Below are 21,361 nucleotides of genomic sequence, written 5' to 3'. Positions count from 1 at the left end.
CGCCCGGTTACATTCCGAACCCGGAAGCTAAGCCTTTCAGCGCCGATGGTACTGCAGGGGGGACCCTGTGGGAGAGTAGGACACCGCCGAACAATCTTTATGGACCCTCGGTCCTGGCCTAAGCGCTGGGACCGGGGGTCTTTTTTCGTTGTTCTTCGGTGCGCGTCCTCTCCGTCATGGCGAGAGACTCGCACTACAGCAGTACGATCCGACAGGAGTCACGTCGATGCCCAACTCGCCTGAAGACCGGCCCGAGCGTCCCGAACGCCGGGACTCGCGCCCGAACGGCGGCGGCGACCGCGGGGGTTACCGCAGCAGCGGTCCGCGGCGGGACGGTGACCGTCCCACCGGCGGCTTCCGTCGCGACGATCGACGTGACGACCGTCCGCGGGGCCCGCGCCGCGAAGACGACCGTGGCGGCTACCGCCCGCGCGACGACCGCCGCGACAGTGGTGGCCGTCCTCCGGCCGGCGGCGGCTACCGTCCCCGTGACGACCGCCCCCGCGACGACCGTCCGCGCCAGGACCGCCCCCGCGACGACCGCTCCGGCGGTGGCGGCGGTGGCTTCCGCCCGCGTGACGACCGGCCTCGTTTTGACCGTCCGCGTGAGGACCGTCCCGGCGGTGGCGGTGGTTTCCGTCGTGACGACCGTCCGCGTGACGACCGGCGTGACGACCGTCCCCGTGGCCCGCGCCGTGAGGACGACCGCGGCGGCTACCGCCCCCGCGACGACCGTCCCAGGGACGACCGCCCCCGTCAGGACCGCCCCCGCGACGACCGCTCCGGCGGTGGCGGCGGTGGCTTCCGCCCGCGTGACGACCGGCCTCGTTTTGACCGCCCGCGCGAGGACCGTCCCCGTGACGACAGGCCCCGTGACGACCGCCCCCGCTTCGACAGGCCCCGTGACGACCGGCGCGACGACCGGTCCGGCGGCGGCTTCCGTCCCCGTGAGGACCGGCCGCGCTACGACCGCCCGCGTGACGACCGCCCCGGTGGCGGCGGTGGCGGGTTCCGCAGGGACGACAGGCCCCGCGACGACCGGCCCCGTTTCGACGGCCCGCGTGACGACCGCCCGCGCGGTCCGCGCCGCGACGACGACCGTCCCCGTTTCGACCGGCCCCGCGACGACCGTCGCGATGACCGCCGTGACGACCGTCCGCGTGGCCCGCGCCGGGACGACGACCGGGACCGTGGCGGCCAGGGGCGTCGCCCCGTGGTCGAAGGCCGCGGCCGGTTCGAGAACCGGGGCAGGGACGACCGCCGTGAGGAGCGGGAGCCCGTCCGCAGGCTGCCGATCCCTGACGAGGTCACCGGCCACGAGATCGACCCGAGCGTGCGCCAGGAGCTGATGAGTCTGCCGAAGACGCTCGCGGAGGACGTGGCGCGCAACCTCGTCATGGTGGCCCGGCTGCTGGACGAGGAGCCCGAGCAGGCGTACGCGTACTCGCGCGTCGCGCTGCGTCTCGCGTCCCGCGTCGCGGCCGTCAGGGAAGCGGCGGGCTTCGCGTCGTACGCCAGTGAGCGGTACGCCGAGGCGCTGGCCGAATTCCGGGCGACCCGGCGGATGACCGGCACCGTCGACCTGTGGCCGGTGATGGCGGACTGCGAGCGCGGTCTCGGCCGTCCGGAGCGCGCGCTGGAGATGGCGGGCGCCCCCGAGGTGCACAAGCTGGACAAGGCCGGCCAGGTCGAGATGCGCCTGGTCGCGGCCGGGGCCCGGCAGGACATGGGCCAGGACGAGGCCGCGGTGGTCACCCTCCAGAGCTCCGAGCTGGCGTCCAACGCCGTGCACCCGTGGACCGCCCGCCTGCGGTACGCCTACGCGGACGCGCTGCTGCGCGTCGGCCGTGAGCGCGAGGGCCGCGACTGGTTCGCGAAGGCGCTCGAAGCCGACCACAACGGCACCACCGACGCCTCCGACCGCCTCGCCCAGCTCGACGGCGTGGAATTCGTCGACGCCATCGACGAGGACGACGCGGCCGAGTCCGAGTCCGAGCCCCAGCGGCCGGACACGGCGGACGAGGCGGCGGACGACGAGCACGACGCCGACGACACGGACGACGACGTTTCGGACGACGACGTTTCGGACGACGACGTCTCCGACGAGGACGACGACGAGACCTCCGAGACCTCCGAGGAGCCCGTCGGCGGTACCGACGAGTCCGCGCAGGACGAGGACGACTCGGACGACGAGGACGACGACGAAGGCGCCCACGACGCAGAGGGCTCCGACGACGCCGAGAAGGCCGAGCAGAAGGCCGAGGCGGCCGACGGCGCCGCCCCGTCCTCCTTCCTCGACTCGCCGTTCCGCGAGCCCGCCGCACACGGCGAGCCGAAGAGCGACGACGAGGACTGACACCCGCACGCGTCCCACGTGAAAGGGCGGCATCCGCACACCGCGGGTGCCGCCCTTTCGTATGCCCGGCTACGACCCGGCCGCGCCTCGACTCCGCCCCACCTCCGACCCGGCTCCGCCCCGACCCGGACGAGGCGCCGGATCAGTCGAGTTCTACGCTGCGCATCACTAGTCCGCTCGCCGGTTTCGGGCCGAAGGACGTGGACTTGCGAGGCATGGTCACGCCCTGGCGGGCGAGGTCGCGGACGACGTCCTCGTGCACCGGGTGCATGAGGACGGCCGTGCCGTGCAGCCGTTCCGCGAGGCCGACGGCGGCGGCCGTGTCGTGGATGTAGCGGATGTCCTCGGGGGAGTCGGGGACCTTCCAGACATCGTCGAGCAGCAGGCTGTGCAGGACGGCGGCGTCCAGGCGGCGCCATCGCGCGGGGCGGTCGGTCGGTACGCCGCGCTCGATGGCCGCCGGGTCGGGCCGGTCCAGCAGGTGGAAGCCGCCGTCGCCCGCGAGCAGGAAGGCGTTGCCGTCGTCCGCGGCCTGCGCCAGCGCGTCGAGCGCGCCGTCCAGCGAAGGACCGGGCAGCGGCCGTACGCGGAAGGTGGTGCGGGCGGCCTCCAGTGCGTCGGCCAGCGGCAGCCGCGGCAGGACGCGGTGGATGGCACGTACCCGCAGCGGGTAGCGGGCGGTGTCGACCAGCAGGACGAGGCCGTAGTCCCAGGGGGTGCCGGGGCGGTGGGCCGACTGGAGCAGCCGGTAGGTCGCCCAGCGGTGGTGGCCGTCGGCGATCAGGGCCTGGTGGGACGCGAGATCGGCCTCGACAGCCGCGTGGTCGGCGGGGTCGGTGAGCGCCCACAGCCGGTGCCGTACCCCGTCCTCGGTGACCGTGGCCAGCAGCGGCTCGGCGTCGGCGGCGGTGCGGTCGATGACGGCGGCCGTCGCGTCGCCCTGGCGGTAGGACAGCAGCAGCGGCTCCAGATTGGCGCCGGTCGCGCGCATCAGGGCCGCGCGGTCGGCGACCGGGCCGGGCATGACGTCCTCGTGCGGCAGGACGACGCCGTCCTCCGGCGGTGTGAGCCGCAGTGCGCCGATCACCCCGCGCTGGAGGTGGTCGCCGTCGCGCTGTTCGTAGACGTAGAGGGCGGGCAGCGGGTCGGCGGCGAGGACGCCCTCGTCGAGCCAGGCGGTGAGGGTCCTGGCGGCCTTGCCGTGCCGGGCGGCCGGTGTCTCGGCCTCGGGGAGGATGAGCCGGACGACGTTGTGCGGGTCGGCCGTCTCCAACCGCCGCTGGCCGTCGGGGCGTACGACGACGTCGTACGGCGGTGAGGTCACCGCGGCCAGGCTGCCGACGCGCTGTCGTACGTAGCGGAGCCCGCGGAAGGGCTTCAGACGCAGGCCGTGCTCGCCGTTGAGTCCGGAGTTGGTCATCAGCGCATGCTATGTCCGGGGCGGCCATGAGGGATGATCGGGGTCATCGACGACACCCCGAGGAGCGAGCCCGTCATGACCCACCGGACCAGTCCGAACGGCACCGAAGGACCGCTGGACACGGCGTACGACACGGCGCTCCTCGACCTCGACGGGGTCGTGTACGCGGGCGGTGACGCCATCGCGCACGCGGTCGAGTCGCTGGCCGCGGCGAGCGGGCACGGGATGCGTCTCGCCTACGTGACGAACAACGCCTCGCGTACGCCGCAGGCCGTCGCGGAGCACCTCACGGACCTCGGGGTGCCCGCGGAGGCCGCCGAGGTGATCACCTCGGCGCAGGCGGTGGCGCGGCTGATCGCCGATCAGGTGCCGGAGGGGGCGAAGGTGCTCGCGGTGGGCGGCGAGGGGCTGTTCGCGGCGCTGCGCGAGCGCGGGCTGCGGCCGGTGGAGTCGGCGGACGACGAGCCGGTGGCGGCCGTGCAGGGGTACGGGCCCGACCTGCGGTGGTCGCAGCTCGGGGAGATGGCGTACGCGGTGAACCGGGGCGTGCCGTGGTTCGCGTCCAACACGGATCTGACGATTCCGAGCGCGCGCGGGATCGCGCCGGGGAACGGCGCGGCGGTGGAGGTCGTACGGATCGCGACCGGCGGTGAGCCGCAGGTCGCGGGGAAGCCGCTGCCGCCGATGCACCGCGAGACGGTGATCAGGACGGGGGCGAAGCGGCCCCTGGTGGTGGGGGACCGGCTCGACACGGACATCGAGGGCGCGTACGCAGGCGAGGTGGATTCGCTGCTCGTACTGACCGGGGTGACGGACGCGGCCCACCTGCTCGCCGCCGAGCCGCGCCACCGTCCCACGTATGTCGCCGCCGACCTGCGCGGGCTGCTGGCCGCGCAGCCGGAGGTCACGGCGGCCGACGGCGGCTTCCGCTGCGGGGGTTGGACCGCCTCCGCCGCCTCGGACGCGCTCGTGCTCGACGGTGACGGCGACGCGCTCGACGGACTGCGCGCGCTGTGCGCCGCGGCCTGGACGTCGGCGGGCGACGGCACATGCGGCCTGGACGCGGACAAGGCACTTGCGCGGCTGGGCCTTTGAGCCCGGCTGGGACTTTGCGGCGGGCCGGGGCTCTGAGGCGGGCCGGCGCTCTGAGCCCGGTCAGGGCTCTGAGGCGGGCTCCATGATGCGGGCCCGGCCCGGCACTTGAGCCCGGCTGACCCGCGCGGGCGCGTCTGACCGCGCCGCACCCGCCCGCCTGACGCGGTGCGCCATGCGGTGCGCGCCCCGTGGCGCGCGGCCGGGTCAGGCGTCCGCGTCCGCCGTGGCCTCGCTCTTCGCGCCCGCCTCGGCCTCGGCTCCGGCCTCGGCTTCGGCTTGCGCGACGGCCGCCGCCAGCAGGTCGTCCTCGGTGACGCCGTGCCGCCAGTAGCCGGTGAATTTGATCGCCTTGCGGTCGATGCCGCGGTCGTTGACCAGGTGGCGGCGGAGCGCGCGTGCCGAGGCGGCCTCGCCCGCGATCCAGGCGTAGGGGGTGCCGGAGGGCAGGTCCCCGGCGTCGCGGACGGCGGCCAGCAGCGCGGCGGTGCGGTCGGCGCCGGGGTGTTCCCGTACCAGCCAGGTGATGTCGGCGTCGGCGTCGGTGGTCAGCGGGATGCGGTCGTCGGGGTGGGCGACCTCGATCCAGACCTTGACGGGCATGCCCGCGGGCAGCCACTCCAGGATGCTCGCCACGGCGGGCAGCGCGGTCTCGTCGGCGGTCAGCAGCACCCAGTCGGTACCGGCGGGCGGCTGGAAGTCGACGCCGCCGTTGTCCTCGCCTGCCGGGGCGAGGATGCTCACCGGGTCGCCGGGCTTGGCCTGTTGGGCCCAGCGGGAGGCGGGGCCGAGGTCGCCGTGCAGGGCGAAGTCGATGTCGAATTCCAGCGGGTCGCGGCGGACCGCGCGGATCGTGTACGTCCGCATGATGCCGCGGACGTCGGGGTCGAGGGCGCGCCAGTCGGCGTACCAGTCGGCGCCGAGCGGTTCCGGCAGCACCGGGCGGGTCTGGCCCCGCTGCGGCAGGAAGAGCTTGAAGCGCTGGTCCCGGCCGCCGCTCACGACGCCGGCCAGGTCGTCGCCGCCGAGCACGATCCGTACCAGAGTGGGCGACAGCCGCTCGGTGCGCAGGACGCGGGGGTGGAAGAAGAGGTAGGGCGCGGTGGACACGGCGTCAGCTCACCTTCTTCGCACCGGCGATGGCCTTGGTCAGCGCCTCGATCTGGGCGGCGCACTTGTCGTACGAGAAGATCGGCTCGCTCGGCCAGCCGATGACCTGTCCGGCCTTGACGGCGGCCAGTTGCGCCCAGGTGGGCTTGGCCGCCAGGTCCTTGGGCTGGAGGGTCGCGGTGCGGTTGTCGAGCATGATGATGTCGGGCTTGTACTTGTCGGCGTTCTCCCAGCTCAGCGTCTCGAAGAAGCCGCCTTCGACCTTGTCGGGGACGATGAAGTCGACACCGAGGCTCTTGTAGTAGCTGAGGTCGGACGCGGAGGGCGGGGTGGAGACGTAGAAGGAGTCGGCGCTGCCGGAGGCGGCCATCACCTTGATGCCGCCGGACGCCTTGGCGGCGGCGCGCAGATCGGCGGACGCCTTCTCGAAGCGGGCCTTGGCGGCGGCGTTGGTGGTCGAGTTCATGTCCGCGCCCAGGGACGCGGCGAGTTCGGCGTACCGCTGGAGCGGGGTGGTGATCGGGACGCCCTTGAGGCTGATGCCGACGCTGGGCGCGATGCCGAGGATCTTCTTGGCGCTCTCGTCCGGCACGTACCAGAGGGTCGGCGCCTCGTACATGTGGCTGATCAGCAGTTGGGGGGAGAGAGCCGCGTACTTCTCGATGTTGAACTCGCCCCAGGTGTTGCCGACCACGGTGAGCTTGCTGACGTCGAGGTCGCCCGCCTGGGCATCGGCGCCGCCGCCCTTGACCGTGGTCGGGCCGAAGACGCCGACGCACTCGACGCCGTAGTCGTGCAGCGCGGCGGCGGCGCCGACGTAGGCGACCAGTTTGGCGGGGGTCTTGTCGAGCTTCACCGTGGTCTTGCGGTCGTCGGTGAAGGACCAGGGGCCCGCGGGGGTCTTGGCGCCGGAGTCCGCCGTGCCGCCGGAGTCGGCGCCCGAGTCCTTGGAGTCCTTGTCGGAGGAGCCGCCGCAAGCCGCGAGCAGGGCGCCGATACCGACGGAGCCGCCCACGGCGAGCACGCCGCGCCGCGACATTCCGGACATGGGTGAGAAACGAGGGGGATTCATCAAGACAGCCGCTCTGCTCGGAGTTGAGGTGGCCAGGTTAGGCTAACCTAATCACCGTGTTGGTCGATCGTCACTCCCCACCCGCTCCGGTCACCGGACAGCAGGTCGCCGGCCCACCGGCCGTCGAACGCCGCGGCAGCGTCGCGCGGGCGAACGCGAAACGCGCCGCCGGACTGCTCGCCGCCGTCGGCCTGCTGGTCGTCGTGGCCCTCGCGAGCATCGCCATCGGCGCCAAGGACATACCCGTCGACCAGGTCTGGCACGGGCTGTTCCACTACGCGGGCACCGACAACGACGTGGTGATCCGCAAACTGCGGCTGCCGCGTACGGTCCTCGGACTCCTCGTCGGCGCCGCGCTCGGTGTCGCGGGCGCGGCCATGCAGGCCCTCACCCGCAACCCGCTCGCCGACCCCGGACTGCTCGGCGTCAACGCGGGCGCCGCGGCGGCCGTCGTCTCCGCGATGAGCTTCTTCGGCGTGACCAGCATGAGCGGTTACGTGTGGTTCGCCCTCGGCGGCGCGGCCGTGGTCTCGGCGCTGGTCTACGTCATCGGCGGCAGCCGGTCCGCGACCCCGGTCCGCCTCGCCCTCGCGGGCACCGCGGTCACCGCCGTGCTCCAGGGCTGGACGACCGCCGTCGAACTCAGCGACAACGCGGCCCTGGACCGGATGCGCTTCTGGCAGGTCGGCTCGCTCGCCGCCGCCGACATGGCGACCGTCCGCTACGTGACCCCGTTCCTCCTGGCCGGCGCCGTACTCGCGTTCATCAGCGGCCGGCCGCTCAACGCCGTCGCGCTCGGCGACGACACCGCCCGCGGCCTCGGGGCCAAACTGACCCGCACCCGCGTGCTGGTGATGATCTCCATCACGCTGCTGTGCGGCGCGGCCACCGCCGCCTGCGGGCCGATCGTCTTCATCGGCCTGATGGTGCCGCACGTCGTACGCGGCATCACCGGACCCGACATGCGCTGGATCCTGCCCTACGCGGCCGTGCTGTCACCGGTGCTGCTGCTCGGCGCTGACGTGGTCGGACGGCTCATCACCCGCCCGGCCGAACTCCAGGTCGGCATCGTCACCGCGGTCCTCGGCGGACCGGTCTTCATCGCCCTCGTACGCCGCCGAAGGATGGCCGAACTGTGAGAGAACCCGTACTGCGCACCCGCGGCGGACTGTCCGTCCGGTTCGACCGGCGCGCGGCCGTCGTCTCCTGCGTCCTGCTGCTCGCGGCCCTCGCCGTCTCCGTCGTCCTGATCGGCACGGGCGACTACGCCATCGCCCCGCTCGACGTCGTCCGCACCCTGACCGGACACGGCACCGCCGCCCAGGAGTTCATCGTCCGCGACCTGCGGCTGCCGCGGGTGATCGTGGCGCTGCTCGTCGGCGCCGCGCTCGGCATGGCGGGCGCCGCCTTCCAGACCGTCTCCCGCAACCCGCTCGGCAGCCCCGACGTCATCGGCTTCGGCCAGGGCTCCGCCGCGGGCGCGCTGATCGTCATCGTGCTGCTCAAGGGCAGCGCCTACCAGGTCTCCATCGGCGCGGTCGCGGGCGGACTGCTCACCGGCATCGCCGTCTACGTGCTGGCCTGGAAGCGCGGGGTGCACGGCTACCGGCTGGTGCTGATCGGCATCGGCGCCTCGGCCGTGCTGTCGGCCGTCAACAGCTATCTGCTGGTCAAGGCCGACTTCGTGGACGCCGCCCGCGCGATCGTCTGGATCACCGGCTCCCTCGACGGCCGCGACTGGAACCAGGTCTGGCCGCTGCTCGTCGCCTGCGGCGTCCTCATGCCCCTGTTGCTGTCCCAGGGACGCGCGCTGCGGATCAGCGAGATGGGCGACGACGCGGCGGCGGCGCTGGGCGTCCGCGTGGAACGCACCCGGCTGATCGTCGTACTCGGCGCCGTCCTGCTCACCGCGTCCGCCACCGCGGCGGCGGGCCCCATCGCCTTCATCGCGCTGACCGCGCCCCAACTGGCCCGGCGCCTGACCCGTTCGCCGGGTGTCTCGCTGCTGTCGTCCGCGCTGTTGGGCGCCACGCTGCTCGTCGCCGCCGACCTGGCCGCCCAACGCGCCTTCGGCTCAGGCCAGGTGCCGGTCGGTGTCGCCACCGGCGTGCTCGGCGGCGGCTATCTGCTGTGGCTGCTGATCGCGGAGCGGAGGGCCGGACGGATATGAGGACGCGTACGGAACGCGAGGAGCGTACGGAGAACGCGCGGAGCGCGGTCGGCCCGGAGCGTACGCAGGGCACGTCGGACCCGGAGCGTACGCAGGGCACGTCGGACCCGGAGCGTATGCAGGGCGCGGCCGGCCCCGAGCGTACGGCGCTCACAGCGCGGCTGAGACCGCGCCGCGGCGGCCGACGGAAGCAGCCGCGGCCACCGGCAGACACCACCCGCCAAACCCCTTCGGCAGAACACGGAGCGTCCCGCATGACCCGCCTCGCCGCCGAGTCCGTCACTCTCGCGTACGACCAGCGGGTCATCGCGAAGGAGCTGTCGGTCGCCATACCCGACCAGTCCTTCACCGTCATCGTCGGACCGAACGCCTGCGGCAAGTCGACATTGCTGCGCGCGCTGTCGCGGCTGCTGAAGCCGGCCGCGGGCCAGGTCCTGCTGGACGGCCAGGCCATCGGCACGCTGCCCGCGAAGGCGGTCGCCAGGACGCTGGGGCTGCTCCCGCAGAGCTCGGTGGCGCCCGACGGGATCACCGTGTCGGGGCTGGTGTCGCGCGGCCGGTACCCGCACCAGGGGCTGCTGCGGCAGTGGTCGCCCGAGGACGAGCGAATCGTCGACGAATCGATGGCGGCGACCGGCGTCACCGCCCTGGCCGATCGCTATGTCGACGAACTGTCCGGCGGACAGCGGCAACGCGTCTGGATCGCCATGGCCCTCGCCCAGCAGACCCCGCTGCTGCTGCTCGACGAGCCGACCACCTTCCTCGACATCCAGCACCAGCTCGACGTGCTCGACCTCTGCGCGGAACTCCACGAACAGCGCGGCCGTACGCTCGTCGCCGTCCTGCACGACCTCAACCAGGCCGCGCGCTACGCCACTCATTTGATCGCCATGCGCGACGGCCGGATCGAGGCGCAGGGGCCGCCCGCCGAGATCATCACCGCGGAGCTGGTGGAGCGGGTCTTCGGGGTGCGCTGCCGGATCATCGAGGACCCGGAGAGCGGTACGCCGCTGGTGGTGCCCGCCGCGCGGCGGGCCGGTGCGGTGGCGGCCGGCGCGACCCTCACCGACGCCGAGCCGGGCCAGGACTCGGAACCGGCTCCCGGCGTCAAGTCCGGTACGGGCTCCGACCCCGTCGATTCCGTGCCCGGTTCCGGGCCTGGTTCCGTGCCGGGGGCCGGGTCTGATGCCGTGCCAGGCTCGGGGCTGGGCACGGTGTCGGATTCCGGGTCAGGTGCCGCGCGTGACTCCGCGTCGGCAGCCGGTTCCGTATCCGGATCCGGTGATTCCGCGCCCGGCCCGCTTACAGCAGAGACCGCAGACGCAGGACGTCCCGCAGGCCGGCCTGGAGCTTGACCCGGCCGCTGCCCCACGCCTTGGCGAAGTTCAACTCGCCGCCGACCAGGGCGACCAGGTCGTCGCCCGACATGGTCAGCCTGATCTGCGCCTTGTCGGCGGGCGTGCCCGGCACGGTCGTCACATCCTTGATCCGGCCGCCGGACAGCCGCCCCACGAAGGTCACGTCCAGATCGGTGATCCGGCAGCTCAGGGAGCGGTCCATGGCGGCGGCTGAGCGCACGCCGCCCTCGGCGTCGGCGAGGTTCGCCGCCAGTCGGTCGAGCGCGCTGCGGCACTCCTCGATCGTCGCCATCGGTGCGGTGTCCTTCTGGATCGTGCCGGATCGTGCGCGGTCCGCGCGCACGTCCGGACGACGCTACCGCAGCACCGCGGGGCACCGTGCTCGGGCCGCGGTCGCGATACGCGGTAGCGTCGTGACCGGATACGTCAACGGCGAGGCGAGGAGTGTGAGCGATGCGGGACGCGCTGCGTACCTGTCTACAGATCGCGGGCGGCCTGACCGAGGCCACCCGGCGGCGCACCATCGACGCGGCGAGGGAGCTGCTCGACCAGACGGGAATAGACGTCGACGCCGTCCAGCGCAGGATCGGCTCCGCCATTCCGGCCGAAGTCCAGACCCTCGCCGACGAGCTGATGGCCTCGGGCCGGGCCAACCGTGACCTGCTGCTCGGACTCATCCGTGACGAAGTCGACAAGACGATGAGCCGGGTCGGCCGCCTCGCCGACGAAGTGACGAAGGTCGGCGTCGTCCTCGAAACGCTCGAACGGCGCATCGGGAACCTGGAGTCCACCGACGAGGACACGGCCGACAGCGGTGCCGGGCAGGCCCGGCCCTCGGAGGCGGCTCCCCGGCGCGGCGCCGCCCCGCCGGTCCAGCACGTCAAGGTCGAGCCGGACGCGGCGCCCGCCGCCGCGCCCGCGAAGAAGGCGGCCCCGGCCGCGGCGACCGCTCCCAAGGGCACGGCGTCGACCGCGGTCCGCAAGGCGGCGGCGAAGAAGGCGCCTTCGGCGCGGAAGACGGCGGCCAGGAAGTCGGCGACGACTCCTTCTCCGGCCGCTCCGGCTTCCCCGGCCTCTCCGGCGGCGAAGAAGGCCGCCCCGACCCGGAAGACCGCCACCGCGGGTACGGGCCCGGCCGCCACGAAGACCGCGTCCGCCAAGAAGGCCGCGGCCAAGAAGACCGCGCCCGCGAAGAAGTCCGCCACCCGCAAGACCACTCCGGCCAGGCCCACCCCGGCCCAGGCGGCCCCTCCGGCGCCCGCGGCCCCCGCGACGCCGGAACAGCCGGAAGGCACCGCCCCGGCGAAGAAGGCGACGGCGAAGAAGGCGACACCCGAGAAGACGGTGGCCAAGAAGACGGCAGCCAGGAAGGCCCCCGCGGCGAAGAAGGCGTCCGCCGTCAAGAAGACCGCCGCGGTGAAGAAGTCGGCGACGGCCAGGACGGCCACGACGAAGAAGGCCGCGGCCAAGAAGGCGCCCGCCGCGAAGAAGGCCACGCCCGCGAAGAAGTCCGCACCGGGGCCTGAGGCGGGTAACGGCGGTGAGTGACCTCGATTTCGGGCCGTCCGGTGCCGCACCGGCACCGGACGGCGACGAGGCGCCGGACGCCGTACCGGCGCAGGACGCCGACGCGGTCGGACCGGCGTACGGAGCCGTTCACGCCCTGCCGGAGGCGGCCGGTCCCGTACCGCTCGGCGTGGTGCTGCGGGAGACGGGGAATGCCGACGTGGACGCGGCGGTTGCCCGGCTGTCGGACGCCGACGAACTGCCGACCGCGGGACACATAGAGGTGTACGAGGACGCGCACCGCGGATTGCGGGACGCACTCGCCGCGCTGGACGAGAACAGGAGCTGAACCGTACGTGGTGGCACGACGCCGACTCGACGCCGAGCTGGTGCGCCGGAGTCTCGCGCGCTCGCGGGAGCACGCAAGCCAGTTGATCGCCGCCGGGCGGGTGACCGTCGGCGGCGCGACCGCCACGAAGGCGGCCACGCAGGTGGAGACCAGCGCCGCCGTGGTGGTGGCGCGGGACGCCGACGAACCCGACTACGTGTCGCGCGGCGGCCACAAGCTGGCCGGCGCGCTCGCCGCGTTCCAGCCGCGCGGGCTGACCGTCGAGGGCCGCAGGGCGCTCGACGCGGGCGCGTCCACCGGCGGCTTCACCGATGTGCTGCTGCGGGCGGGCGCCGCCGAGGTCGTCGCGGTCGACGTCGGCTACGGCCAGCTGGCCTGGTCGTTGCAGAGCGACGACCGCGTCACCGTCAAGGACCGTACGAACGTCCGCGAGTTGACGCTCGACCACATCGACGGCACCCCCGTCGACCTGATCGTCGGCGACCTGTCGTTCATTCCGCTCGGTCTGGTGCTGCCCGCGCTCGTACGGTGCGCCGCGCCCGACGCCGATCTCGTACTGATGGTGAAGCCGCAGTTCGAGGTGGGTAGGGAACGACTGGGCAGCGGTGGCGTCGTCCGCAGCACCCAGCTGCGGGCCGAGAGCGTACGCAAGGTCGCCGCTCAGGGGGCGGAGCTGGGGCTCGGGGTGCTGGGCGTCACGGCCAGTCCGCTGCCCGGACCGTCCGGGAATGTGGAATATTTTCTGTGGCTGCGGGCCGGTGCGCCTCCTCTGGACCCGGCCGATGTCGACCGTGCTGTGGCGGAGGGGCCCCGTTGACCACCAAGACCGAATCCGGAACCGGATCCGAAGCCGGACGCGACGCGCAGTGCGGACCGGGCGGCGCCCGTACCGTCTTCCTGCTCGCCCACACCGGCCGCCCGGCCGCCATCCGCAGTGCGGAACGCGTGGTCAAGGGGCTGCTGAGGTGCGGGATCGGCGTACGGCTGCTCGCCGAGGAGGCCGCGGACCTGCCGCTGCCCGCCGAGGTCGAGCACGTCACGGAGCCGGGGCCCGAGTCCGTCGAGGGCTGCGAGCTGATCGTCGTACTCGGCGGTGACGGCACACTGCTGCGCGGCGCCGAATTCGCCCGCGCCTCCGGGGTGCCGCTGCTCGGCGTGAACCTCGGCCGGGTCGGCTTCCTCGCCGAGGCCGAGCGGGACGACCTCGACAAGGTCGTCGACCGCGTCGTCACCCGCGAGTACGAGGTCGAGGAGCGGATGACCCTCGACGTCCTGGTCCGCAACGACGGGCACATCGTGCACACCGACTGGGCGCTCAACGAGGCCTCGGTCGAGAAGGCGTCCCGCGAACGCCTCCTGGAGGTCGTCACCGAGGTCGACGGCCGCCCGGTCTCCCGCTTCGGCGGCGACGGCGTCGTCTGCGCCACCCCCACCGGCTCCACCGCCTACGCGTTCTCGGCCGGCGGGCCCGTCGTCTGGCCCGAGGTCGAAGCGCTCCTGATGGTGCCCATCAGCGCCCACGCCCTCTTCGCCAAGCCCCTGGTGACCTCGCCCCGCTCCGTCCTCGCCGTCGAGGTCCAGCCCAAGACGCCGCACGGCGTCCTGTGGTGCGACGGCCGCCGCACCGTCGAGCTTCTCGCCGGTGCCCGCGTCGAAGTCCGCCGGGGCGCCGTGCCCGTGCGGCTGGCCCGGCTCCACCACGCCTCCTTCACGGACCGTCTCGTCGCCAAATTCGCCCTCCCCGTCGCCGGATGGCGCGGCGCCCCCCAATAACCCGCCTGACGGCGGACCGTTCGATACGCGCAGGCGGGTGCCCGTCGCGGGCGTGAGGACAGGACGCTGCCCTTGCGCAGGGCCTGGTTCTTAGGGGCGCGGGGAACCGCGCGACCAGCCCCCACCGGGCCGTCGGCCCGAGAACAGCCGGTCTGCCCCGCTGGGGCCGGTGGTGCCCCGCGGGAGCGCTTCGGCGGGCCGCGCAGCCCCAGCCGCCCCTGAAAAGGCCGGTGTGCCGCCCCGGCGAAGAAGGGCCCGGGACCGCGCCTCGGAAGACGGTTGCCCACTCCACAAGGGTGACCCGTTCGGGGCCGAGCCCCGGAGATGCGCACCGCCCCCCGCAGGGGACCGTCGCGCGGCGGGGCGCAAACCTCGTATGGTCGTACCCGTGTTGGAGGAAATGCGAATCCGGTCGCTCGGGGTCATCGAGGACGCCGTGGTGGAACTCTCACCCGGCTTCACCGCGGTGACCGGCGAGACCGGTGCGGGCAAGACCATGGTCGTGACCAGCCTCGGCCTGCTCCTGGGCGGCCGGGCCGATCCTGCGCTGGTACGCATCGGCGCGAAGGCGGCGTCCGTCGAGGGCCGGATAACGATGGCCCCCGGCAACCGGGCCTCCGTACGGGCGGAGGAAGCGGGCGCGGAGCTGGACGACGGCGCGCTGCTGATCAGCCGTACCGTCTCGGCGGAAGGCCGCTCACGGGCGTTCGTGGGCGGCCGTACCGTCCCGGTCGGGCTGCTCGGCGAGCTGGCGGACGACCTGGTGGCCGTGCACGGCCAGACCGACCAGCAGGGCCTGCTGCGCCCGGCGCGGCAGCGCGAGGCCCTGGACCGGTACGCGGGCGACGCCGTCGCGGCGCCGCTGGCGAAGTACGGGTCGGCCTACCGCAGGCTGCGGGAGGTCGCCGCGGAGCTGGACGAGCTGACAACGCGGGCCAGGGAGCGCGCGCAGGAAGCGGACCTGCTGCGGTTCGGCATCGAGGAAGTGGCGGCGGCCGAGCCGGTCGCGGGCGAGGACACCGAACTGGCCGCCGAGGCGGCCCGCCTCGGCCACGCCGAGGCGCTGGCGAGCGCGGCGGCCATCGCGCACGCGGCGCTCGCGGGGAACCCGGAGGACCCGGAGGGCGTGGACGCGGGCACCCTCGTCGCGGGGGCGCAGCGCGCGGTGGACGCGGTCAGCGCGCACGACCCGGAGCTGGCGGGCCTGGCGGCCCGGCTCGGAGAGATCGGCATCCTGCTCGGTGACGTCTCGGGCGAGCTTGCGGGATACGCCGACAATCTGGACGCCGACCCGCTGCGGCTCGCGGCCGTCGAGGAGCGCAGGTCCGTACTGGCGCATCTGACGCGCAAGTACGGCGTCGACATCGACGGCGTGCTGGCCTGGGCCGAGGAGAGCGCCGCGCGGCTCGGCGAACTCGAGGGCGACGACGAGCGGATCGAAGGACTCACCGCGGAGCGGGACGCGCTCCGCGCGGAGCTGGGCGCGCTCGCCCAGGACCTGACCGACGCGCGGGGCGAGGCGGCGGACCGTTTCGCAGCCGCCGTCACCGCGGAACTCGCCGAGCTGGCGATGCCGCACGCCCGTGTCGGCGTCGCGATCCGGCAGACCGAGACGGCCGAGCCCGACGCCGGGATCGAGGTGGGCGGCCGGGCCGTGGCCTTCGGCCCGACCGGCGCCGACGAGGTGGAGCTGCAACTGGCCCCGCACCCCGGCTCCCCGGCCCGGCCGATCGCCAAGGGCGCCTCGGGCGGTGAGCTGTCGCGCGTCATGCTCGCCGTCGAGGTGGTCTTCGCCGGGTCCGACCCGGTGCCGACGTACCTCTTCGACGAGGTGGACGCCGGAGTCGGCGGCAAGGCGGCCGTCGAGGTCGGCCGCCGCCTGGCGCGCCTGGCCCGTACCGCGCAGGTCGTGGTCGTCACCCACCTCCCGCAGGTCGCGGCCTTCGCCGACCGGCAGCTCCTGGTCGAGAAGACCAACGACGGGTCCGTCACCCGCAGCGGCGTCACCATCCTGGAGGGCGAGGCCCGGGTGAAGGAGCTCTCCCGCATGCTCGCCGGTCTCGAGGACTCCGAACTGGGCCGCGCCCACGCCGAGGAACTCCTCGCCGCGGCCAAGGCGGCCCGCTGACCCCCCGACACCCCGGCCCGCTGCCGCCAGCCGCGTCGCCGAGCCCCTGACCGCCCCGGTCGAACGTGCCCAAGGTCTCGCGGCGGTCCGGCGCAGGCCGGGGCGGGAGCGCCAGCCGTGTCGCTGAGCCCCGACCGCTCCGCTCGGACGTGGACGGGGTCTCGCGGCGGTCCGAGGAGCGGGCCCGGACGCCGAGGTCCGGCTGCGCCGCCGGTCCTGGCGTGAGGTCGCGTGGCCGTCCGGAGGCAGGCCGGTGCCGCCGGGGGCGTCAGCCGTGGCGCTGAGGCCCGGCCGTTCCGGTCGGAGCTGCCCGAGGAGCGGGCCTGGGACCGCAGGTCCGGATGGCGACGTGCGGGTGCACCGCCCGGGCGGGCGGGGGGCGCGTGGCCGTCAGTCGTTGCGGCGGCGGGCGGCGGGCGGCGGGAGGGTGAGGGTCGGTCGGGTGGCGGCCTGTCGAAGGAGGCCGGGTGCGCCGGGGTGCGGCGAGGGCGGTACGGCACCTCGGCCGCGGAGGGCCCTTGGCGGTCCGGGACAGGGGCGGGGCCGGACGCGGCGCGTCGGTCGGGCGGGTCTGAGGGCCCTTGGTGGTCCGGGTCCGGAGGACATCGGCGCGGTCGGATAATGTGCCGCGCGCGGCGGGAGCGCGCGGAGACGGCTTTCCGGGGGCGTGGCGGGGAAGGCTGTGCGGGCCGGGTAATTGCGCAGCCGGGCGCGGCGGTTGGCCGCGAGCGGACGACGGCGACGACGTGGAGGCAGCGGGATGAGCAGGCGTGGCTGGAAGGGGCGGTCGGGACGGCTGTCCGTCGGCATGGCGGCGGCCGGTGCGACCCGCGCGGCCTACGCGGAGCTGCGCAGGCGGCCCCCGGTCGAGGCCCGGATGTGGCAGCGCAGCAACTACGCGGGGCGCGGTGTGGAGCTGTACGGCGGCCTGGCCGCCGCGGCCGGGGCCGCGACCGCCCTGGGCACCGCGCGCGGCCTGACCGTACGCTCCCGGATCGCGGCCGTCGGCGCCGCACTGGCCGCGGGCGCCTGCGGGGCCTACGACGACCAGGCCGGCTCGCCCGACGAACGCGGCTTCGGCGCGCATCTGAAGGCACTGCGCGAGGGCCGGTTCACCTCGGGCGCCGTGAAACTCCTCGGCATCGGCGCGGCCGGGCTCGCCGCGGGCACCCTGCTCAAGGTGCGGCCCTTCGACCAACTGCTCGCGGGCGTCGTCATCGCGGGCAGCGCGCACGCGGTGAACCTGGTGGACATCTCGCCCGGCCGCGCCGCGAAGGCGGTCATCGCCGTCGGCGTGCCCGGCCTGCTGCGCCGCGGCCCCGCGGGAGTGCTGGCCGCGGCCCCCGTGGGCGCCGCGGCGGCCGTACTCGGCGACGACCTCAGCGAGCGGACGATGCTCGGCGACGGCGGCGCCCACGCGCTCGGCGCGGCGCTGGGCGCGGCGATCGTCGTCGCCAACGGCAGGACCGGGCTGCTGCTGCACGCGGCGGCGCTCATCGCGATGACCGCCGCGGGCGACCGGATCTCCTCCCACGAGCGGTTGTGGAACGCGCCCGGAGTGCGGCACGTTGACTCCTGGGGCCGCGTGGCACACCCGTATGGGTGATCCCAAGGGCGGGTGAGCGGGCCTGAGCGCGACCGTGACCGGTGACCCGCGGGTGCGGCCTGGCATCCTGGAGGGGTTGCCCGTACCCGCCAACACCCGCCGTCCCGTGCCGAGTCAGGAGCAGTGCCCCGCGTGAGCAGCATGTCCACCCCCTTCCAGGGGCAGCTCCACGCCGTGCACGTCATGGGCACGACGTCGGGAGCGCACGTCAGCTCGCTGGCGGGCGGGCTCGTGGCGCGGGGTGTCGCGGTCACCGTCTGCGGGCCCCCCGCCGCCGAGGCCGACTACGCCTTCTCCGGCACCGGCGCCCGCTTCGTACCCCTCGACATCGGCCGCAGGGCCGCCGCCGCCACCGACGCGCCCGCCGTCGCCGCCCTGCGCGCCGTCTTCTCCGGCGCCGGAATCGTCCACGCGCACGGCCTGCGCGCCGGACTGCTGGCCGCGATCGCGCTCGGCGGCCGCAGCACCCCACTGGTCCTCACCTGGCACGGCGGCGCCCCCGCGGAACACGACGGCGCGGGCCGCGCCGCGCTGCTGCGCTGGCTGGAGCGCCGGGCGGTACGCGGCGCCACCGTCGTCCTCGGCGTCTGCGCCGAACTCGTCGACCGGGCCCGCCACCTCGGCGCCAAGGACGTCAGGCTGGCACCGGCCGCCGTACCGCGCCCGGTCGCCCCGCCGCCGCGCCTGCCCGGCGACGGCGAGCGGCACACCCACAAGACCCGCGCCGAATTCGGCGCGATCGACCGCCCGCTGCTGCTGGCCGTCGGCCGCCTCGAAGCCCACAAGGGCTACGACCTGCTGCTGGACGCCGCCGCCCACTGGACGGGTCTCGAACCGCCGCCGCTGGTCGCCGTCGCGGGCGAGGGCAGTAGGCGCGCGGCCCTGGAGAAGCGGATCGAGGCGGAACAGCTCCCGGTGGTCCTGCTCGGCCGCCGCGACGACGTGCCGGAACTGCTCGCCGCCGCCGACCTCGTCGTGCTGCCCAGCCGCTGGGAGGCCCGCCCGCTGATCGCCCAGGAAGCCCTGCACGCGGGCGTCCCGCTGATTGCCACCGCCGTCGGCGGCACCCCCGAACTCGTCGGCGACGCGGCCGTCCTCGTCCCCTACGGCGACGCGGCGGCCCTCGCCCGCGTCGTCGTCACCCTGCTCGCCGACCCCGGCCGCCGTACCGCCCTGTCCGTGGCGGGCCGCGCCCAGGCCGCCACCTGGCCCACCGAGGACGACACGGTGGCCCAGGTGCTCAGCGTCTACGACGAGCTGACGCAGGTCTGACGGACCGGGGTCCGGGACCCGCTACGCGCGGAACGCGCCGGTGGCGGTGAGCCGCAGCGCCGTGTCGATCAGCGGCACATGGCTGAACGCCTGCGGGAAGTTGCCGACCTGGCGCTTGCGGCGCGGGTCCCACTCCTCGGCGAGCAGACCCAGGTCGTTGCGGAGCGCCAGCAGCTTCTCGAAGAGCTTGCGCGCCTCCTCGACCCGGCCGATCATCGCGAGGTCGTCGGCGAGCCAGAACGAGCAGGCGAGGAACGCCCCTTCGTCGCCGGGCAGGCCGTCCAGATTCTCCTCGCCGTCGGCGCCGCTGGAGACGGGGTAGCGCAGGACGAAGCCGTCCTCGGTCGACAGCTCCCGCTGGATCGCCTCGATGGTGCCGATGACCCGCTTGTCGTCCGGCGGCAGGAAGCCCATCTGCGGGATGAGCAGCAGCGAGGCGTCCAGCTCCTTGGAGCCGTAGGACTGCGTGAAGGTGTTGCGCTCCCGGTCGAAGCCCTTCTCGCACACGTCGTAGTGGATGTCCTCGCGCAGCTCCTTGAGCCGCTCCAGCGGGCCGTCGACCTCGCCGGACTCGATGAGCTTGACGGTGCGGTCGACCGCGACCCAGGCCATCACCTTGGAGTGCACGAAGTGGCGGCGCGGGCCCCGGACTTCCCAGATGCCCTCGTCCGGCTCGTTCCAGTGCTTCTCCAGGTAGCGGATCAGCTTGAGCTGGAGGACGCTCGCGTAGTCGTTGCGGGCCAGGCCCGTCATGTGGCCCAGGTGCAGGGCCTCGGTGACCTCGCCGTACACGTCGAGCTGGAGCTGGTGGGCCGCGCCGTTGCCGATCCGCACGGGGGAGGAGCCCTCGTAACCGGGCAGCCAGTGCAGCTCGTTCTCGCCCAGCTCGCGCTCGCCCGCGATGCCGTACATGATCTGGAGGTTCTCGGGGTCGCCCGCCACCGCGCGCAGCAGCCACTCGCGCCAGGCGCGGGCCTCGTCGCGGTAGCCGGTGCGCAGCAGCGAGGACAGGGTGATCGCGGCGTCGCGAAGCCAGGTGAAGCGGTAGTCCCAGTTGCGGACCCCGCCGATGTCCTCGGGCAGCGAGGTGGTCGGCGCGGCGACGATCGCGCCGGTCGGCCCGTACGTCAGCGCCTTGAGCGTGATCAGCGAGCGCACCACCGCGTCCCGGTACGGGCCGGTGTACGTACACTGCTCGACCCACTCGCGCCAGAAGTCCTCGGTGGCGGTCAGCGACGCCTCGGGCTCCGGCAGCGAGGGCTGCGGCTTGTGCGACGGCTCCCAACTGATGGTGAACGCGATGCGGTCGCCGGGAGCGACGGTGAACTCGGAGTACGTCGTCAGATCCTGGCCGTAGGTGTCGACATCGGTGTCCAGCCACACGGAGTCGGGCCCGGCCACCGCGACCGTACGGTCGCCGACCTTGTGCACCCACGGCGTGATCTGCCCGTAGGAGAAACGCATCCGCAGGGCGGAGCGCATCGGGACGCGGCCGTGCACGCCCTCCACGATCCGGATGACCTGCGGTGCGCCGTCACGCGGCGGCATGAAGTCGATCACACGGACCGTGCCGCGCTCGGTGTCCCACTCGGACTCCAGCACCAGCGAGTCGCCCCGGTACCTGCGGCGCGTCGCGGCCGGCGGCTGGTCGTCCTTGCCGTGCGCGGGGCCGAGCCGCCAGAAGCCGTGCTGCTCGGTACCGAGCAGTCCGGCGAAGACGGCGGGCGAGTCGAACCGGGGGAGGCACAGCCAGTCGACCGTGCCGTCCCGGCAGACCAGTGCGGCGGTCTGCATATCACCGATGAGGGCGTAGTCCTCGATGAGCCCGGCCACGTGCAACTCCAGTCGAACGACAGGCGCCGCCCCCGCTGGGGACGGTCTTGCGGTCTGGGGATTTTGGACGAGCTCATGATCCGGGAACTGGGCGGGGATAGTGCCGTGCCGGTCGGCTCGTAGCAATGCGTCCGTGCAGGATACGTCGTCCGAGGAGGGCGTGCGCATGTCTCCGCGATCTTCGCTCCGCCGGTCGGGTGTACCGGCCCCGCGGCGGCTCCGCGACGGCCCCGCGGCTGCGCTACAACGCCTTACTACGGCCTTACTACGGCCCTTCGACGGCGCTTCGACGGCCAGAAGAGCGCACGAAAGCTGC

At 74.0% G+C, this 21,361-nt stretch carries 17 protein-coding genes, 1 rRNA gene and 1 pseudogene; 13 read left to right on the top strand and 6 right to left on the bottom strand.

Going from position 1 to position 21,361, the window contains the following annotated elements; genetic code table 11:
- Window positions 1–92 (top strand): 5S ribosomal RNA (gene rrf, locus ACZ37P_RS29255); the annotation flags it as partial.
- A gap of 101 nt (window positions 93–193) precedes the next feature.
- Here the strand turns inward: rrf and ACZ37P_RS29250 are convergent.
- Complete coding sequence (locus ACZ37P_RS29250) at window positions 194–1,318, bottom strand: hypothetical protein (RefSeq protein WP_467349363.1); 1,125 nt, start codon at window positions 1,316–1,318, stop codon at window positions 194–196.
- 30 nt (window positions 1,319–1,348) lie between these two features.
- Here ACZ37P_RS29250 and ACZ37P_RS29245 point away from each other — a divergent pair, with 30 nt between their 5' ends.
- Window positions 1,349–2,356 (top strand): hypothetical protein, encoded by a 1,008-nt coding sequence (locus ACZ37P_RS29245; RefSeq protein ID WP_467349361.1) that lies wholly within the window; start codon window positions 1,349–1,351, stop codon window positions 2,354–2,356.
- A gap of 142 nt (window positions 2,357–2,498) precedes the next feature.
- On the opposite strand, the gene ACZ37P_RS29240 is transcribed toward ACZ37P_RS29245, so the two are convergent.
- Window positions 2,499–3,776 carry a DUF1015 domain-containing protein gene (locus tag ACZ37P_RS29240; RefSeq protein WP_391048644.1) on the bottom strand — a complete coding sequence of 426 codons (1,278 nt, stop codon included), beginning with the start codon at window positions 3,774–3,776 and terminating at the stop codon, window positions 2,499–2,501.
- A 75-nt stretch (window positions 3,777–3,851) separates the two neighbouring features.
- Here ACZ37P_RS29240 and ACZ37P_RS29235 point away from each other — a divergent pair, with 75 nt between their 5' ends.
- The gene (locus ACZ37P_RS29235) at window positions 3,852–4,871 is read left to right on the top strand and encodes an HAD-IIA family hydrolase (protein WP_391048641.1); all 1,020 of its coding nucleotides are present in this window, start codon (window positions 3,852–3,854) and stop codon (window positions 4,869–4,871) included.
- Between the two features lie 204 nt (window positions 4,872–5,075).
- Here the strand turns inward: ACZ37P_RS29235 and ACZ37P_RS29230 are convergent, their stop codons facing one another.
- Both ACZ37P_RS29230 and ACZ37P_RS29225 read right to left on the bottom strand, forming a co-directional pair.
- Window positions 5,076–5,978, bottom strand: a complete 903-nt coding sequence (locus tag ACZ37P_RS29230; RefSeq protein ID WP_391048638.1) for a siderophore-interacting protein — start codon at window positions 5,976–5,978, stop codon at window positions 5,076–5,078.
- A 4-nt stretch (window positions 5,979–5,982) separates the two neighbouring features.
- Window positions 5,983–7,026, bottom strand: coding sequence for an ABC transporter substrate-binding protein (locus tag ACZ37P_RS29225; RefSeq protein ID WP_391048636.1), 1,044 nt, complete (start codon window positions 7,024–7,026; stop codon window positions 5,983–5,985).
- Between the two features lie 197 nt (window positions 7,027–7,223).
- On the opposite strand from ACZ37P_RS29225, the gene ACZ37P_RS29220 reads away from it, so the two are divergent.
- The 3 genes and pseudogenes from ACZ37P_RS29220 to ACZ37P_RS29210 all read left to right on the top strand — a co-directional run.
- On the top strand, window positions 7,224–8,189 hold the full coding sequence (locus ACZ37P_RS29220; RefSeq protein WP_401856360.1) for a FecCD family ABC transporter permease: 966 nt from the start codon (window positions 7,224–7,226) through the stop codon (window positions 8,187–8,189).
- Complete coding sequence (locus tag ACZ37P_RS29215) at window positions 8,186–9,220, top strand: FecCD family ABC transporter permease (RefSeq protein WP_467349358.1); 1,035 nt, start codon at window positions 8,186–8,188, stop codon at window positions 9,218–9,220. Before ACZ37P_RS29220 ends, ACZ37P_RS29215 begins: the two co-directional genes overlap by 4 nt.
- 254 nt (window positions 9,221–9,474) lie before the next feature.
- A pseudogene (locus ACZ37P_RS29210) lies at window positions 9,475–10,272 on the top strand (ABC transporter ATP-binding protein); the annotation flags it as partial.
- Window positions 10,273–10,522: 250 nt separating this feature from the next.
- Here ACZ37P_RS29210 and ACZ37P_RS29205 read toward each other — a convergent pair.
- Entirely contained in the window at window positions 10,523–10,870 is a 348-nt protein-coding gene (locus ACZ37P_RS29205) for an SCP2 sterol-binding domain-containing protein (protein ID WP_467349371.1), read from the bottom strand.
- A 161-nt stretch (window positions 10,871–11,031) separates the two neighbouring features.
- On the opposite strand from ACZ37P_RS29205, the gene ACZ37P_RS29200 reads away from it, so the two are divergent.
- The 7 genes from ACZ37P_RS29200 (at window position 11,032) to ACZ37P_RS29170 (ending at window position 19,212) form a co-directional block, all read left to right on the top strand.
- On the top strand, window positions 11,032–12,126 hold the full coding sequence (locus ACZ37P_RS29200) for a histone (protein WP_391048630.1): 1,095 nt from the start codon (window positions 11,032–11,034) through the stop codon (window positions 12,124–12,126).
- Complete coding sequence (locus ACZ37P_RS29195) at window positions 12,119–12,433, top strand: hypothetical protein (RefSeq protein WP_391048627.1); 315 nt, start codon at window positions 12,119–12,121, stop codon at window positions 12,431–12,433. Before ACZ37P_RS29200 ends, ACZ37P_RS29195 begins: the two co-directional genes overlap by 8 nt.
- 10 nt (window positions 12,434–12,443) lie before the next feature.
- Entirely contained in the window at window positions 12,444–13,250 is an 807-nt protein-coding gene (locus tag ACZ37P_RS29190) for a TlyA family RNA methyltransferase (RefSeq protein ID WP_391048624.1), read from the top strand.
- Window positions 13,247–14,206, top strand: a complete 960-nt coding sequence (locus tag ACZ37P_RS29185) for an NAD kinase (RefSeq protein WP_355333527.1) — start codon at window positions 13,247–13,249, stop codon at window positions 14,204–14,206. Before ACZ37P_RS29190 ends, ACZ37P_RS29185 begins: the two co-directional genes overlap by 4 nt.
- 376 nt (window positions 14,207–14,582) lie before the next feature.
- On the top strand, window positions 14,583–16,334 hold the full coding sequence (gene recN, locus ACZ37P_RS29180; RefSeq protein ID WP_391048619.1) for a DNA repair protein RecN: 1,752 nt from the start codon (window positions 14,583–14,585) through the stop codon (window positions 16,332–16,334).
- A gap of 760 nt (window positions 16,335–17,094) precedes the next feature.
- Window positions 17,095–17,940: a hypothetical protein gene (locus ACZ37P_RS29175; protein ID WP_391048616.1), complete on the top strand. Its 846-nt coding sequence runs from the start codon at window positions 17,095–17,097 to the stop codon at window positions 17,938–17,940.
- A gap of 141 nt (window positions 17,941–18,081) precedes the next feature.
- Window positions 18,082–19,212: a glycosyltransferase family 4 protein gene (locus ACZ37P_RS29170; RefSeq protein WP_467349369.1), complete on the top strand. Its 1,131-nt coding sequence runs from the start codon at window positions 18,082–18,084 to the stop codon at window positions 19,210–19,212.
- 21 nt (window positions 19,213–19,233) lie between these two features.
- Here the strand turns inward: ACZ37P_RS29170 and ACZ37P_RS29165 are convergent, their stop codons facing one another.
- On the bottom strand, window positions 19,234–21,051 hold the full coding sequence (locus ACZ37P_RS29165; RefSeq protein ID WP_391048613.1) for a glycoside hydrolase family 15 protein: 1,818 nt from the start codon (window positions 21,049–21,051) through the stop codon (window positions 19,234–19,236).
- Window positions 21,052–21,361 lie beyond the last annotated feature (310 nt).

This window comes from Streptomyces sp. NPDC024632, assembly GCF_055559175.1.
The sequence above is the reverse complement of the archived record's forward strand: the minus strand, read 5'-3'. Positions and strand labels throughout refer to the sequence as shown.

Bases quoted from the DNA above. Each gene is read 5' to 3' on its own strand.
- ACZ37P_RS29175 (WP_391048616.1), top strand. From the start codon at position 17,095: ATGAGCAGGCGTGGCTGGAAGGGGCGGTCGGGACGGCTGTCCGTCGGC.
- ACZ37P_RS29205 (WP_467349371.1), bottom strand. From the start codon at position 10,870: ATGGCGACGATCGAGGAGTGCCGCAGCGCGCTCGACCGACTGGCGGCG.
- ACZ37P_RS29240 (WP_391048644.1), bottom strand. From the start codon at position 3,776: ATGACCAACTCCGGACTCAACGGCGAGCACGGCCTGCGTCTGAAGCCC.
- ACZ37P_RS29170 (WP_467349369.1), top strand. From the start codon at position 18,082: ATGTCCACCCCCTTCCAGGGGCAGCTCCACGCCGTGCACGTCATGGGC.
- ACZ37P_RS29200 (WP_391048630.1), top strand. From the start codon at position 11,032: ATGCGGGACGCGCTGCGTACCTGTCTACAGATCGCGGGCGGCCTGACC.
- ACZ37P_RS29225 (WP_391048636.1), bottom strand. From the start codon at position 7,026: ATGTCCGGAATGTCGCGGCGCGGCGTGCTCGCCGTGGGCGGCTCCGTC.
- recN (WP_391048619.1), top strand. From the start codon at position 14,583: ATGGTCGTACCCGTGTTGGAGGAAATGCGAATCCGGTCGCTCGGGGTC.
- ACZ37P_RS29235 (WP_391048641.1), top strand. From the start codon at position 3,852: ATGACCCACCGGACCAGTCCGAACGGCACCGAAGGACCGCTGGACACG.
- ACZ37P_RS29245 (WP_467349361.1), top strand. From the start codon at position 1,349: ATGAGTCTGCCGAAGACGCTCGCGGAGGACGTGGCGCGCAACCTCGTC.